This window comes from Sharpea azabuensis DSM 18934 (assembly GCF_000702165.1).
In the GTDB taxonomy this organism is placed as follows: Bacteria; Bacillota_I; Bacilli_A; order Erysipelotrichales; family Coprobacillaceae; genus Sharpea; species Sharpea azabuensis.
In genome coordinates this window covers 1-13,962 of sequence record NZ_JNKU01000001.1, presented here as the reverse complement: position 1 = coordinate 13,962, position 13,962 = coordinate 1, and the positions used below count along the sequence as shown (strand labels likewise).

Below are 13,962 nucleotides of genomic sequence, written 5' to 3'. Positions count from 1 at the left end.
TGAATTTCAAAGTTTAAATTATGCTTTATGTTTATCTACATAGGCAACAATGCTTTTAACAGTCTTCATATCCTGAGCTGCCTCATCTGGTACTTCAATACCAAATGCATCTTCAATCGCCATCATTAATTCAACAGCATCTAGTGAATCCGCATTAAGATCTTCAGCAAGTCTTGCTTCCAATGTGACATCTTCTTCATCACAGCTTAATGAGTCAACAATAATATCCTTTACAGTCTGAAAAGTTTCTTCCATCTTCATATCCTCCTTAAAACTTTTTCGTTGGGATTATAGCACGCTTAATTTTGAATTTCAAACTCTAATTTTGAAATTCAAATTTTATCACTCATTTAATAGCACATCTCTGATTACAAAAGCCTTCTTTAAACTTCTTACAATCGTCAAAGCACAAAGCATCTTTAAAGCATCACCAGCAAGAAAAGGCAATACACAAATGATCAGACTATGCGCTAATGATGTTTTGGTAAGATACATAAAATAAGCACACCCCACAGCATAACAAATACCCGTGCCGACAATCATCCCAATAAGATTCATAAACTTGGTATCACCCTTATGAACAAGCAGGCTTGTGATATAAGCTTGAATAGGAAAGGCCAATAAAAATCCCCCACTTGCCCCAAGCAAATGATCCATGCCACCCGAAAAGCTGGCAAAGACAGGCAAACCTATCGCTCCCATAAACAAATAAATCAATGTGATGATCAATGCCTGATTCTTGTTGAAAGTCATGGCAATAATATAAATAGCAAGTGTCTGTAGGCTGATGGGTATCATATGTGGTAATGGTATCGCAATTTGTGCACCAATAATAAGCAATGCGATTGCCATCGCCCTTTCCACTAAATACTTTGTTTGATTTCTCATCTCTTTCTCCTCCTATGGTCGTCATTATAGCACATTATTATTTATTTTGAAGTTCAAATATTAAAAATAAAAAAAGACATCTAAGAGATGTCCAATTGAGAGATATGATTGTGATAAGTAGTTTTGTAGAGAATCCATGAAGTAATAAGAGCTATAGCTTCTGAAATAGGGAAAGTTATCCATACTCCCATAACACCTAGATAGTGAATAAGAATATAGGATAATGGAACAGTTATAATGAATTGTCGCAACAAAGAAATAAAGAGTGAATACTTTCCTTCACCGATGGCTTCAAAGACACCGGACATAACAGTACCAAATGTTGAAATCACAAAGCCAAGTGCAAGAACACGCAAGCCAGGAATGCCCATAGTCATCATTGCATCATTAGCACTAAATAATGAAAGAATAGGTTTTGTCGCTACAATAAAAAGCAAAGTTCCCCCTAATAGAATAGTACCTATTGTCTTTGTCGTAATGAGAATGGTCTCTTTCATACGCTTATAATCACGTGCGCCATAGTTGAAACTGATAATTGGTCGCATTCCTTGAATAACGCCATTGGATGGCATATAGACAAATGTCTGTAACTTATAGTAGATGCCAAAGAATGCGACAGCTGTTTGTGAAGAAAGCGAAAGAATCATATTCAACAAGGAGACAAGAATGGATGGCAAGCACATCATTAAGCATGATGGAATGGCAATCGCATAGATTTCTTTAAATGCAGAAAAATGAAGACGCTGTTTTAGATGAAGATGGATAGGTGTCTGCAATATTGTAAAAAGAATGATGGAAAGTATGCATGCACTAAACTGACCAATAATTGTCGCAATAGCTGCTCCAGCAACACCTAGAGCAGGCATATGAAAATAGCCAAAGATAAGAATAGGATCAAGAATGATATTTACGATAGCACCTACCATCTGCATAATCATTGGAATGACCATATTACCACAGGCCTGGAACATCTTTTCTATCGCAATATGGATAAAGGATGCAAAAGTCAAAGTAATGACAATCATGCCATACTGCTCACCATAATCGAGGACGGATTGTTTTGTCGTAAATAGCGAGAGGAAGGGCTGAATGAGAAAGAGGCCAATAATCACAAAAATCAATGAGTGCAAGAAACTCATATATATCCCTTGTGAGGCAATATAAGATGCCTTCTTTTCATCATTAGCTCCTAAATGACGGGCAATCAGTGCATTCATGCCTATCCCCAAGCCAACACTCATTGCGAGTGAAAAGTTTTGTAAAGGGAAAATCAGCGAGACGGCTGTCAAAGCATCTTCACCTAGTTTAGCGACAAAGATACTGTCAACAACATTGTATAGTGACTGGATCAACATGGATATCATTGGGGGAAATGCCATTGACATCAATAAGGGAAAAATAGGTTTATCTTTCATTTGATTCATAAAATATCCTCCTGACATAAAAAAACTACAAACCCGACTATTTTTTCTCAGAAATAGCCAAATTTGTAGCTCTGTTTCTTTAAGCAAGCTCTATTCTATAGGAGGAATAGGCATAATGCAAGAATTATTCTAGAAAGTGTTGATTTCCTATACGGTAGTGGCGAAGTGGAAACGCCTGTAAGAATAAGGGTTGCCTGAAAAGGTGGAAACTTAAATACCAATCTTCTTACGAAGCCTCCACCTCTACAGCTGGGGTAGAGTTCACGGTGGAACCTTTACTTTCACATCCTATAGTTTTACTAAGATGGTTATTGGAACGATGATTGTTGGCCTAGGCTTCTCTTTACCAAATGTCGCCGTAAAGCCCCTTGCTTTAGCAATGGGGATATAAGGCTACAATTATCTTGCCGAAAGTTATCTAATCCCTTAGGTAAGAATTGTATTAGAGTGGTATAATATCTATATGAAATACAAATCTAATCGCAATGTAGTCTATTTCTGCAAATACCATGTGGTATGGTGTCCTAAGTATCGACGTTCCGTTTTAATAAACGGTGTTGATGTTCGCCTAAAGGAGCTGATTAAAGAAAAGTGCGACCAACTTAACGTCGAAATTATTGAAATGGAAATCATGCCAGACCATGTACACTTGCTTATGGAAGTAGACCCACAGTTCGGAGTGCATAAAGCTGTAAAACAGATAAAAGGTTATTCATCTAAAGTATTAAGAACTGAATTTCCTTGGCTTAAATCAAGACTTCCGAGCTTATGGACTAATAGTTATTTTGTTTCAACGGTAGGAGGTGCTCCGCTTGCAGTTATTAAACAGTATATTGAGAATCAAAAGAATGTGTAGGTATCATTTATGCAACTATCAGAAACAGTAAAACTTTATATGACAGGAGAACAGAAGTCTCTTATCGTGGCAACTATGACAGAATATATAAATACTGTTAACAGCCTTGTTTCTGATGCTGCGAACGGCATATCCATCTCAAAATACACAACTGCTGACGTTAAGGCGAATCTTCCGTCAGCGTTAACAAATCAATGCATCCGTGATGCAAAGTCTATAGTTAAGAAATACAATAAAGCTTGTCGTGATGCTGACCGCAAGAACAACAAGCTTGCCAAACAAGGCAAAAACATCACGGTAACAGCCACGCTGCCCGTACTCAAAAAAACATGCTGCTACGTCAACAATCAGAATTTCAAAATCAATGGTGATTATATTGAATTCCCCGTCATGGTAAACGGCAAGTCTAAAAGGCTTTCCGTTAAAACCAAGATGTCTGATAAGCAGAAGTCTGTCTTTGCAAACAGTAAACTTGGAACCATGCGCATTGTTTATAAGGGCAGCAAAATAGTTGCCCAGGTCGTATACGAAACAATTGAACCTACATATACTACCGAAGGAAACGTCATGGGTGTTGACCTTGGTGTTAAGTGTCCTGCGGTATCTTATATTTCTGATGGTAGTGTGAAATTCTACGGCAACGGGCGTAAGAACAAATACATGCGTAGGCATTATAGATGTCTTCGTAAAAAGCTTCAAAAAGCCAAACATATAGATGCTGTAAAACGCATCAATGATAAAGAACAGCGTATCATGAAAGATATCGACCATAAGTTAAGCCATGACGTTGTGGAAACAGCAGTTGCACACAACGTTAAAACCATAAAATTAGAGCGTTTAGCAAATATCCGTTCTACGACAAGAACAAGTCGTAAAAACAACCATAGCCTGCATAATTGGTCATTCTACAGACTCGCACAGTTTATAGAATACAAAGCTAAATTGGCAGGCATAGCAGTTGAGCACGTAAACCCTGCATACACAAGTCAGACGTGCCCTGTCTGCGGTCATGTACATCATGCTAATGACAGAAACTATACTTGTAAATGCGGATTCCACATTCACCGAGATATTCTTGGAGCCATGAACATCTGCAACTCAACTGAGTATGTTGGCGATAGTAATATCAGACATACTGCGTAGGGAACTATATGTTCTGCCCTATGATGGGTGATGGCACACCCATACCTTGCACTACGACTTAACAGAAATGTAATGGTCAGCCACTATGTAGTGGCAGGTAGCAAGAATCCCCTGCCTTTAGGCATGGGGAGTGTCAACCGTCATTCTCTCAATATCCATTTCATATAAACAGATACGTGATATTGTTTTTGATATTAAGTCATCAACATCTTCCTCACTAGGATAATACTTATTGCCTAGCTTTCTTAAATGATTGATAAAGCTCTCTTGGCCAGTGACTTCATGGATTGTCCCAAGACAAATAACACTATGGAAATGCATCGGCCATTCCCCTTCTATTTGATAACCTTCATCAATAATGGTAAAACAAACTTTATTGTTTTCCCTCAACAAATCAAGCTTCAATCCTTCTTTAGCACCATGAAAATAGAGTTTACCATTTTCTTCATCATAGTATTGATTAATAGGAACACTATAAGGAAAGCCATTTTCGCCATGCATTGATAAGATGTCCCTTGGCGCATTCTTTAAAACTTCAATGCACTCTTGTCTAGAGATTTCCTGCTTGACACGTCTCATTTTACGATAGTTATACATATTATTGCCTCACTTATTGTTTATGTAGATATTGTATTGGGACTGCTTTTGTCAGATAGACATGGTTGATGGAAAGATAGAAATGATAGCCATCTTCATACATCTTTCTCGCATCCACTTGATAAATGACACATTTCCCATGTCTTATACCAACTTTATGTGCTGTCTCAACATCACTAGAAAGATGAACATAGAGTCTTGTCTTAGGAATCAGACCAATTTCATCAATGGATGAAACATACTTTTCACCCGTCCCATGCCATAATACAACTGGAGGAACAACCTCTTGAAGTTCAACATCAACGGGTATCGAATGTCCCTGATTAGCACGAATCGATGTATGATCTTCATTAAAGCTATAACGCTGTTTATCATCTGAAGCTACAATATCTTCAAGAAAATCTTTGTTGAAATGAGGATATTTGTGTTGTATGCCAGCAATCAGCTCATCCACCTTTGCCCAGCCATGTTCATCTAGCGTAATACCAATAACCTGAGGTTTATGTCTTAGAATCAAGGCGATGAATTTCCCTATTTGTGTTTTTTGATCCATGTTCTCACTTCCTTGATCCTATTGTAGAAAGCTTTTCGCCCTTCTTCAATAAAAAGCTTGATGACTTTCTATTTTGATGTAAAGAGCCATTTGGTGATTGTTCTTGTAAAAGGTGAAGCCGCAAAGATATTCCAGAAGAATGCCATCGGGAAGTTCTTCATAAGCGTACAGACAAAAATAGCTGGCAGCTGAATAAGTGGCTGATGGGCAAGAATAATAGTAAAGAGAATAGACGCGATAAGACTCATGGATGGACACATAATGGCGATTGTTGCACCCTGTCTTATCAACATACAGAAATAAGATGGATCTCTTTCTTGATCACAAATATGTGATGCGATATGTTGTCCAAGACGATTGCCATAAAGCGTAGAAATGATAAAGACAATAATGCCCATATAGCTTGCCTCTTTTAAAGCAGCTAGAAAGACAACATTATGCATCGATGAAAACCCACCCGCTTGCATATGATAGCCCAGCTTATAGGCAATATTGTAGACTTCCATGCCAATAGCCATAGAATAGGACATAATAAGACTAAAAACCAAACCTTTCATTTTTTTCATAACAATGTTCCTCCTCAAAATAGAAATAATAAAGCGCAGCCTCTAGGAGACTACGCCAATTAAGACTTATTTCTTCTTTGTGGGTTACACTTTATGCATTCATTCTAATCCTTTTTTTCGAGAATGCAAGTTGAAAAGTTTAAGATTTCTTTTTATGCAACAATGCAGCAATAGCCATCAAGGAGGCAACTGTAACACCAGCCCCAATCTTAGCTGTCTTAGAATCTTTGAGTTCAGAGACTCTAGAAGTCACTTCTACTTTGACTTTTGGCATTTCAACAATTGGGGCAAAATCTTTCTTCTCTGCTGCACCTAAGCGAATCAGTAGCTTAGAGATTTCTGTATTATTGATCAGCTTGAAAGCACCGGCAATTGCAGCCTTCTGACTAGCTGGTAATGGCCATTCTTTGATCATCTTGCCATCATTCATCTTTACGCCAGCCTTAATCAGTTCACGGACATCGAATACTGAGCCCCATACTTCAGGAACGCCTCTATCAACATTACATAATGTATAGACAGCTTCCATGGCTGTACGAATGGAGTATTCTGTTGTAAAGACTGTATCTCTTGGTGTTTCGGCATACTGGCCGACAAAAGCGATATTGACGGAACCAACAGGTACAACTAATGGACGATCGCCATAAGCACGTGGTTCAAAGAAAGATGTGACATAAGGCATCATACATGGTGTTGTATTACATTGCTTGGCTAGTTCATCAATCTCATCGACTGGAATACCAATATGGTAGAGCCATTCTTGACATAATTCTTCACCAGTACATTTATACATTGGCTTATGTACATAATCACCATCATCATCCCAGCAATTCAAGCCATAAACCCAGATTAAGCAATGATCATCAGGCTGATCAACGAATTGACCCTGACGATTAATTGTCCAGCTCATAAGCCATGATGAATCTTTTGCCGTAACAATACCACCAGTAACAACCTTACCACTCAATGGATCACGATGACATATCTTCTCAATTGCACTTAAGATCTGTTTATTTGCGGTATCAACTGTCCAGCTTTCCCAGCTTGTTTCCTTGATATCTTTGAAGAATTTATCAGGATGTCCAAAAGCATCATCCTGAGCAGCCAATTTCTTCCAGAGTTCAATAGAAGGTCCCTGACCATTCTTGATTGTGATTTCTGGGGCATGTGTCTGATCACCATAAGCACTGCCATCTCCCTGTGAACCATTGGTAATGAATACAAAATCATCATCAGTTAATTCAAGATGTTTTTCTACACCATCCTGCACATAGGCAATATAACGAGCAGCTTTTCTTGTAGGTGATGTTTCACACTGGATATCAGTCACTTGTGTATTATAGGCAATCTTTCCACCAGCATCTTCAATATATTTCAACATTGGAAGAATCATGGATTCATACTGATTATAGCGTGTAAAGCGAAGTGCACTTAAGTCTGGCAAGCCATCAATATGATGAATATATCTTTGCATATAGAGTTTCATTTCAAGTGCGGAATGCCATTTTTCAAAGGCAAACATTGTCTGCCAGTAAATCCAGAAGTTTGTCTTATAGAAATCTTCATCAAAGACATCATCAATCTTCTTGTCGGCAAGTTCTTCATCAGTTGAAAGCATGAGCTTTAAAATCTGTTTTTCAGCATTCTTGTTTAATCCATATTGGCGATCAGTATGGGCATCCTGACCTTGTTTTTCTGTCACACGACAGAGGGAATAGTTTGGATCTTCTTTGTTGAGCTTGTAGTATTCAGAGAAAATGGTTTCACCTGGATTGACAATGGATGGAATAGATCTAAAGAGATCCCACATACATTCAAAGTGATTATCCATCTCTCTGCCACCACGCATAATATAGCCTTTTTGTGGATCATGGAGACCATCACAAGAGCCACCAGCTATTGGAAGAGATTCAAAGACTGTGATGTTTTCACCGGGCATTTGTGCATCCCTGATAAGAAAACAAGCTGCAGCTAAACCTGCCAGACCAGAGCCAACAATATAGGCATGCTTCTTCTCGATGCCTTCAGGCTTTTCAGGTTTCGCAAAAGCTTCGTAATTACCACTGCTGTAATACATAGATTGTCCTCCTTTATAATTGACCATTGGTCATTTTCTATACCATAATCATATCGTATACGCTTTCATGCGTCAATTGTTTTGATATAAATACAAAAAAATAGAGAGGCTTCAACACCTCTCATGTATTGTTAATTATACAATTATGTATAAAATACATCTCAGTCATGTACAAGATCATAAATACGATCAAAGACATCAGTCATATGATCGAGTGGAAGATTGGAATAATGAATAATATACATATGTTTTTTATTCTTTTGATTATCCATATAATAATCGGATAAAGACTGCATACGCATATCTTCCTCATCCAGCTTTTTTTGAACTTCTTCTTCAGACAAATGGGTATGTAATTGCAATAAGAAATGGAGTCCTGATTCATTTTCATGGACTTCACAAATAGTACTTAATGGACTTGTCTTTAACATGGCAAGTAGCTGTTTACGTTTTCTTGCATAATAAAGGCGCATACGATTAATATGTTTTTCAAAATAACCTTCGTTGATGAATGAAGCTAATGTATATTGTTCGATATTGGAAACGGTACACGATGAGAAAGCAAGATGCTCATAAAAGCGATTGGCTAGATGAACAGGAAGAATCATGTAGCTTATTCTCATTGTTGGGGCAAGCGACTTAGAGAATGTATTCATATAAATAACTTTCTCACAGCCATCAATACTAAAGAGCGTAGGCAAAGGCTTACCATGACTTCTAAGTTCACTATCATAGTCATCTTCAATAATATAGTGCCCACTCTCTTCATTAGCCCAGCTTAAGATCTCATAACGACGACATGCCGGCATGGTGATGCCTGTTGGGAAATGGTGATTAGGACAAATATGGGCAATATCGACATGCTTATCATGCAGTTCACCAGGCATAATACCATTTCCATCGATATTGGCATAAACACATTCAACACCATATTGTTGATAGACTTGCAGTAATTTCTTATATCCAGGATTTTCAATACAATAACGATAATCATTCCCAAGTAGCTGAATAAGAATTCCATAGAGATATTCAGTCCCAGCGCCAACAATAATCTGATTAGGATCAACACGCATGCCACGAAATGATGAGAGATGCTTACTGATGGCCTCTCTTAATTCAAAAAGGCCATTAGCTGGAGCAACGCTCATAAGTTCCTTACGCTTATGTGCCAGATTGTCTCTTGAAAGCTTTGCCCATATTGAGAAAGGGAAGTTATCAGGATTTATCATATTATTGGAAAGATCGTAAGTGTAGGTTTTTGGTGGGTGTGGTGTTTTGATATCAAGATTAAGCGATAGTTTTTGGGGCATGTTTCTTAGCCCTTCTAATTTTGAGACAAAATAGCCCTTTCGCGGTAATGTATAAATATAGCCTTCACTGATCAACTGGTCATAAGCATTTTGAATCGTTATGGTACTCATGCCATTGTGGGAGGCAAAACTTCTTTTGGAAGCAAGCTTCGTTCCTGGTGGCAATCTGCCACTTAAAATATCTGATTTTATCGCATTATAGACTTGTTCATAGAGAGGTATGTCGTTGTTTGTAAAGGTATAGGTCAGCATCTTTTCTCCCTTCTTCTGGCATCTAAATATTTATTATTTTGGATATTTTTTTAGACCCAGTTAGATTGTATGATATCCCCATGAAGAATACAAGGGGGAAAGAAAAATGAGTAATGAAAGATATGCATTAAATAAAGGGTTGGCACAAATGCTTAAGGGTGGTGTGATCATGGATGTTACAACACCAGAACAGGCAAGAATCGCTCAGGAAGCAGGTGCTTGCGCCGTAATGGCACTTGAAAGAATACCAGCTGATATTAGAGCGGCTGGTGGTGTCTCTCGTATTAGTGATCCAAAAATGATTAAAGGCATTCAGGAAGCTGTCAGCATTCCTGTCATGGCGAAGTGCCGTATTGGCCATTTTGTCGAAGCACAAATACTAGAAGCTATTGATATTGATTATATTGATGAATCAGAAGTGCTTTCTGTCGCTGATGATGTCTATCATATTGATAAGACAAATTTCAAGGTACCATTTGTATGTGGGGCAAGAGACTTAGGTGAAGCTTTAAGAAGAATTAACGAAGGAGCAGCAATGATTCGTACAAAAGGTGAACCAGGTACCGGCGATGTTGTTCAGGCTGTCCGCCATATGCGTAAGATGAATGGAGAAATAAGAAAAATTGCAGCGATGGAAAAAGATGAACTCTTTGAAGAAGCTAAACAGCTTCGTGTCCCTTACGATTTGGTACTCTATGTTCATGAACATAAAAGACTACCCGTTGTCAACTTTGCGGCTGGCGGTGTTGCTACTCCTGCCGATGCTGCTTTGATGATGCAGCTTGGCGCAGAAGGTGTATTTGTCGGTTCAGGCATCTTTAAGTCTGGTGATCCTGCAAAACGTGCATCAGCGATTGTCCAGGCTGTCACTAACTATCAGGATGCAGCTCTTATCGCTAAACTTTCAGAAGATCTTGGCGAAGCTATGGTTGGTATTAATCCAAGTGAAATCAAAGTCATTATGGAAGAAAGAGGACAATAGCTATGAAAGTTGGCATACTCGCTTTACAAGGTGCTTTTATCGAACATGAGAAGATCATACAGGAATTAGGTGCTGAGGTTGTGGAAATAAGACAGCGAAAAGATCTTGAAGGCATAGATGGACTCATTCTGCCAGGGGGCGAAAGTACCGTTCAGGGTAAGCTTTTACGACAGCTTGGATTACTCAAGCCTATTCAACAGCTTATCAATGAAGGTTTGCCTGTTCTTGCGACCTGTGCTGGCCTTATTCTTCTAGCTAAGACTATTGATCAGGAAGAGACTGCCCACCTAGGCACATTGCCGATTGTCATAAAACGCAATGCCTATGGCCGACAGCTTGCAAGCTTTGATTCAGATATTGATATGCCACCTATTGGTCACTATCCGGCCATCTTTATCCGTGCGCCTTATATTGAATCCGTAAGTGATGATGTTGATATTCTAAGTGTTGTCAATAATCATATTGTAGCCGTCCAATATCATCATCAGATTGGTTTATCCTTTCATCCCGAACTTACCCATGATACAAGAATCCATCAATATTTCCTCTCACTCATTCAACCATCCAACCAGTCATCTTGACTGGTTTTTTCATAATAAAAGACTGCAGGATGTCCTACAATCTATCATCATGATTATCTTCAACAACATTGCATTTCAATTCCATCCTTTGTTTAAGCAAAGACAAATAGCACTATTTTCTTGCAATAACAGCAATCCATGGCTTCACTTCATGATGAAAACAATCAATAGTTTTGAATCCTACCTTTTTTAAAGTTTCTTTGATTTGTATAAGTGTGTAGTTATGCATTCCATCAATAATCTTTTCATATTTCTGACTTTCAGCATCTTCCCCATCACTTTCTGAAACAATACAGAAATATCCTTCATGACTAAGCACACGATAGACTTCTTTGAAACAGTCTTCTAATCCTGGCCAGAAATAGATTGTCTCAAAAGCAGTCGCCATCTCAAATGAATCACTTGGAAACGGCAACGCTTGAACATTGGCTTCTAAAACATCACAACGTTTTTCCTTTATGAATTGTTGATTATACTGACGTGTCTTTTCAACACAAAGTGGTGAGTAGTCAACAGCAGTAAGATGGGCACAATCATACTTTTTAAGCAAGGTCAAAGCATTTCGCCCACCACCACAGCCAATATCTAAAAGGTTTTGAAATTGTATCTTAGGAAAATGTTTTATTCCCCAGTCCGCCATTTTCGCATGACCTTTATTCATGCTGTAAATCATAATTTTTCCAAGTATTCCCGATGGCTTTCTTGTGTTATTGATAAATTTTAGAAATAATCCCATAATATCACTCCTCATGCTTTTCATAACACAACAATTAGTTAATCCTAACTTAGTATATCACAGTTAGCCATATCTAACAATCAACAATGAACATGTTCTTATTTTAGAATTGTATAAAAAAGTTTACCTCATAATGAAGTAAACCCTATCATGTGAACTACTCCGACTTATAGAAGTCGGAGCTTCCTGCTTCAACCACTACTGCATTGGCTGCATTGTTACGCAGCTCAACGTCTTACACAATGTCCACAGGCGTATGAGTTCGGGCTATTCCATCCCTACTCTATATATTTTGTTTATGCCACTTCACTAAGCAGACGTAATCCTTCATTTAGTATATTGATAGCAGCATTCTGGTCACGGCTTATCGTGAGTCCGCAATCACATATCATTTTACGCTTAGATAAATCCTTCATCTCAGGATGCAATGTATTGCAGCAACTGCAGATTTGTGATGACGGAAACCACTTATTCACTTTGATAAGATACTTGTTTCTGTCAGACAGCTTATATTCGAGCATGTTAAGCAACATGCCGTATCCATTATCAAGTGTAGCCTTGCCGTTACCGAAGCTGCGATTTGCCATAGAACGCATATTTAAGGATTCCACACATACAACATCATACTGATTGGCTATCTCAGTAGATATTTTATGCAGGTTATCCAGACGCTGATTAGCAATATGCCTATGGATCTTATTTACTTTACGGAGCTGCTTGATATAATTATTGGATTTATCTTCATGCTTCTTAGAGCCTTTCATACGGGACAGTTTGCGTTGTGCCTTGGCAAGCTTGTCATGGCTTTCACGATAATATTTGTGATTAGTACCCGCATTGCCATTACTGTCAACATATAGACCATCAGAAGCATAATCCAATCCAATAGCGTTGGCTTTATCTACGATATAATTGTTCTCTGCGTTTTCAAATTCAAAAAGCACAGAAACATAATACCTGCCATCTGATTCCTGAGATACAGTAGCAGATTTGATAAGCCAACCACTTTCAGGAACGCGATGGATGACAGCTTTTACTTTACCAATCTTAGGAAGTCTGATGTACTTATTGTCTATAATAGCAACTGTGCCTTTCTGATTGTTTGTCGTATAAGACCTGCGACTGTGCTTTGCAGACTTGAACTTAGGAAATCCGTTATTCTTTTTGCGAGATTTGCTAAAGGCATGACGGAAAGCAGCCTGCAGATTCATCTGCACATTTGCAAGGGCAAGACTGTCTACCTCCCTGAGATATGGATATTCATCCTTATACTGGGCAGGCGTAACAGCAGGAAACTTGCCTGTGGTCCTGTAGCCTTCAATCTTATCGGAAAGCATAAGATTATAGACCTTACGGCAGCAGCCAAAGGTCTTAGAGAACATGGTGCCTTGTTCAGTTGTAGGATACACTCTGTACTTGATTGCCTTGTTTGCCATCTTTCTCTCCCTGTGACTGTATATACTGCTTAATGATATCTGCTGTGACACCACCAGCGGTCAGCAGGCAAAAGCTCTGTGACCAGAACATCTCTTTCCATAAGGATTTACGTATCTCAGGAAATTCCTTCTTTATGATGCGGCTGCTCGCTGATTTGTAAGCATTGATGAACTTGCTGATTTCGGTATTGGGTTGCCCTCTAAACAGAATGTGAACATGGTCCATATCGTGAGTCCATTCCTCCAGCGTAATGTTATACGCAGGGGCAATTTTTACAAACATATCTTTCAGACGGTTAGAGACAGTATCATCTATCACCTTATTACGATATTTTACACACATTATAAGGTGATAACGCAACATAAATACCGAATGATTATTTGTGTCTAATTGCATGGTGTTTATGACCTTTCTAATAGTTACGACTGACTATATTTAGATTATAAAAGTGCAGGATACAAAAGTCAATCAAAACCACGTCTAAAAGGCGTGGTTTGAACTGCGGCTATAAGCCTATGATACCTGCTCGCGTCTAAAGGCGCTTGCTTTCACTTCGTTCA

General features: G+C 38.5%; 15 protein-coding genes. 4 read left to right on the top strand and 11 right to left on the bottom strand.

Annotated features, from left to right (window positions below; genetic code table 11):
* Positions 1–18 precede the first annotated feature (18 nt).
* The 3 genes from acpP to T529_RS0100065 form a co-directional block, all read right to left on the bottom strand.
* Positions 19–255, bottom strand: a complete 237-nt coding sequence (gene acpP, locus T529_RS0100075; RefSeq protein WP_033161569.1) for an acyl carrier protein — start codon at positions 253–255, stop codon at positions 19–21.
* Between the two features lie 87 nt (positions 256–342).
* Positions 343–888, bottom strand: a complete 546-nt coding sequence (locus T529_RS0100070; RefSeq protein WP_033161568.1) for a biotin transporter BioY — start codon at positions 886–888, stop codon at positions 343–345.
* Between the two features lie 80 nt (positions 889–968).
* Positions 969–2,312, bottom strand: coding sequence for an MATE family efflux transporter (locus tag T529_RS0100065; protein WP_033161567.1), 1,344 nt, complete (start codon positions 2,310–2,312; stop codon positions 969–971).
* A gap of 463 nt (positions 2,313–2,775) precedes the next feature.
* On the opposite strand from T529_RS0100065, the gene tnpA (T529_RS0100060) reads away from it, so the two are divergent.
* Together tnpA (T529_RS0100060) and T529_RS0100055 are read left to right on the top strand one after the other, a co-directional pair.
* Complete coding sequence (gene tnpA, locus T529_RS0100060) at positions 2,776–3,168, top strand: IS200/IS605 family transposase (protein WP_033161566.1); 393 nt, start codon at positions 2,776–2,778, stop codon at positions 3,166–3,168.
* A gap of 9 nt (positions 3,169–3,177) precedes the next feature.
* Complete coding sequence (locus tag T529_RS0100055) at positions 3,178–4,311, top strand: RNA-guided endonuclease InsQ/TnpB family protein (protein WP_033161565.1); 1,134 nt, start codon at positions 3,178–3,180, stop codon at positions 4,309–4,311.
* A 117-nt stretch (positions 4,312–4,428) separates the two neighbouring features.
* On the opposite strand, the gene T529_RS0100050 is transcribed toward T529_RS0100055, so the two are convergent.
* The 5 genes from T529_RS0100050 to pdxR form a co-directional block, all read right to left on the bottom strand.
* Positions 4,429–4,908 carry a pyridoxamine 5'-phosphate oxidase family protein gene (locus tag T529_RS0100050; RefSeq protein WP_033161564.1) on the bottom strand — a complete coding sequence of 160 codons (480 nt, stop codon included), beginning with the start codon at positions 4,906–4,908 and terminating at the stop codon, positions 4,429–4,431.
* Between the two features lie 13 nt (positions 4,909–4,921).
* Entirely contained in the window at positions 4,922–5,461 is a 540-nt protein-coding gene (locus T529_RS0100045) for an RNA 2'-phosphotransferase (RefSeq protein WP_033161563.1), read from the bottom strand.
* A gap of 68 nt (positions 5,462–5,529) precedes the next feature.
* Entirely contained in the window at positions 5,530–6,027 is a 498-nt protein-coding gene (locus T529_RS0100040; protein WP_033161562.1) for a hypothetical protein, read from the bottom strand.
* Between the two features lie 139 nt (positions 6,028–6,166).
* Complete coding sequence (locus T529_RS0100035; protein WP_033161561.1) at positions 6,167–8,104, bottom strand: oleate hydratase; 1,938 nt, start codon at positions 8,102–8,104, stop codon at positions 6,167–6,169.
* A gap of 161 nt (positions 8,105–8,265) precedes the next feature.
* Positions 8,266–9,666 carry a MocR-like pyridoxine biosynthesis transcription factor PdxR gene (gene pdxR / locus T529_RS0100030; protein ID WP_033161560.1) on the bottom strand — a complete coding sequence of 467 codons (1,401 nt, stop codon included), beginning with the start codon at positions 9,664–9,666 and terminating at the stop codon, positions 8,266–8,268.
* A gap of 106 nt (positions 9,667–9,772) precedes the next feature.
* On the opposite strand from pdxR, the gene pdxS reads away from it, so the two are divergent.
* On the top strand, positions 9,773–10,648 hold the full coding sequence (pdxS, locus tag T529_RS0100025) for a pyridoxal 5'-phosphate synthase lyase subunit PdxS (RefSeq protein WP_033161559.1): 876 nt from the start codon (positions 9,773–9,775) through the stop codon (positions 10,646–10,648).
* A 2-nt stretch (positions 10,649–10,650) separates the two neighbouring features.
* Positions 10,651–11,229 (top strand): pyridoxal 5'-phosphate synthase glutaminase subunit PdxT, encoded by a 579-nt coding sequence (gene pdxT / locus T529_RS0100020; RefSeq protein WP_033161558.1) that lies wholly within the window; start codon positions 10,651–10,653, stop codon positions 11,227–11,229.
* Positions 11,230–11,341: 112 nt separating this feature from the next.
* On the opposite strand, the gene T529_RS0100015 is transcribed toward pdxT, so the two are convergent.
* The 3 genes from T529_RS0100015 to tnpA (T529_RS0100005) form a co-directional block, all read right to left on the bottom strand.
* On the bottom strand, positions 11,342–11,965 hold the full coding sequence (locus T529_RS0100015) for a class I SAM-dependent methyltransferase (protein ID WP_033161557.1): 624 nt from the start codon (positions 11,963–11,965) through the stop codon (positions 11,342–11,344).
* A 296-nt stretch (positions 11,966–12,261) separates the two neighbouring features.
* Positions 12,262–13,401 carry an RNA-guided endonuclease TnpB family protein gene (locus T529_RS0100010; protein ID WP_033161556.1) on the bottom strand — a complete coding sequence of 380 codons (1,140 nt, stop codon included), beginning with the start codon at positions 13,399–13,401 and terminating at the stop codon, positions 12,262–12,264.
* Positions 13,358–13,798: an IS200/IS605 family transposase gene (tnpA, locus tag T529_RS0100005; protein WP_033161555.1), complete on the bottom strand. Its 441-nt coding sequence runs from the start codon at positions 13,796–13,798 to the stop codon at positions 13,358–13,360. The genes T529_RS0100010 and tnpA (T529_RS0100005) overlap by 44 nt, the downstream gene beginning before the upstream one ends.
* Between the last annotated feature and the right edge of the window lie 164 nt (positions 13,799–13,962).

Bases quoted from the DNA above. Each gene is read 5' to 3' on its own strand.
- T529_RS0100035 (WP_033161561.1), bottom strand. From the start codon at position 8,104: ATGTATTACAGCAGTGGTAATTACGAAGCTTTTGCGAAACCTGAAAAG.
- acpP (WP_033161569.1), bottom strand. From the start codon at position 255: ATGGAAGAAACTTTTCAGACTGTAAAGGATATTATTGTTGACTCATTA.
- T529_RS0100045 (WP_033161563.1), bottom strand. From the start codon at position 5,461: ATGGATCAAAAAACACAAATAGGGAAATTCATCGCCTTGATTCTAAGA.
- pdxT (WP_033161558.1), top strand. From the start codon at position 10,651: ATGAAAGTTGGCATACTCGCTTTACAAGGTGCTTTTATCGAACATGAG.
- T529_RS0100010 (WP_033161556.1), bottom strand. From the start codon at position 13,401: ATGGCAAACAAGGCAATCAAGTACAGAGTGTATCCTACAACTGAACAA.
- T529_RS0100015 (WP_033161557.1), bottom strand. From the start codon at position 11,965: ATGGGATTATTTCTAAAATTTATCAATAACACAAGAAAGCCATCGGGA.
- pdxS (WP_033161559.1), top strand. From the start codon at position 9,773: ATGAGTAATGAAAGATATGCATTAAATAAAGGGTTGGCACAAATGCTT.
- T529_RS0100050 (WP_033161564.1), bottom strand. From the start codon at position 4,908: ATGTATAACTATCGTAAAATGAGACGTGTCAAGCAGGAAATCTCTAGA.
- tnpA (WP_033161555.1), bottom strand. From the start codon at position 13,798: ATGCAATTAGACACAAATAATCATTCGGTATTTATGTTGCGTTATCAC.
- T529_RS0100070 (WP_033161568.1), bottom strand. From the start codon at position 888: ATGAGAAATCAAACAAAGTATTTAGTGGAAAGGGCGATGGCAATCGCA.
- tnpA (WP_033161566.1), top strand. From the start codon at position 2,776: ATGAAATACAAATCTAATCGCAATGTAGTCTATTTCTGCAAATACCAT.
- T529_RS0100055 (WP_033161565.1), top strand. From the start codon at position 3,178: ATGCAACTATCAGAAACAGTAAAACTTTATATGACAGGAGAACAGAAG.
- T529_RS0100065 (WP_033161567.1), bottom strand. From the start codon at position 2,312: ATGAATCAAATGAAAGATAAACCTATTTTTCCCTTATTGATGTCAATG.
- T529_RS0100040 (WP_033161562.1), bottom strand. From the start codon at position 6,027: ATGAAAAAAATGAAAGGTTTGGTTTTTAGTCTTATTATGTCCTATTCT.
- pdxR (WP_033161560.1), bottom strand. From the start codon at position 9,666: ATGCTGACCTATACCTTTACAAACAACGACATACCTCTCTATGAACAA.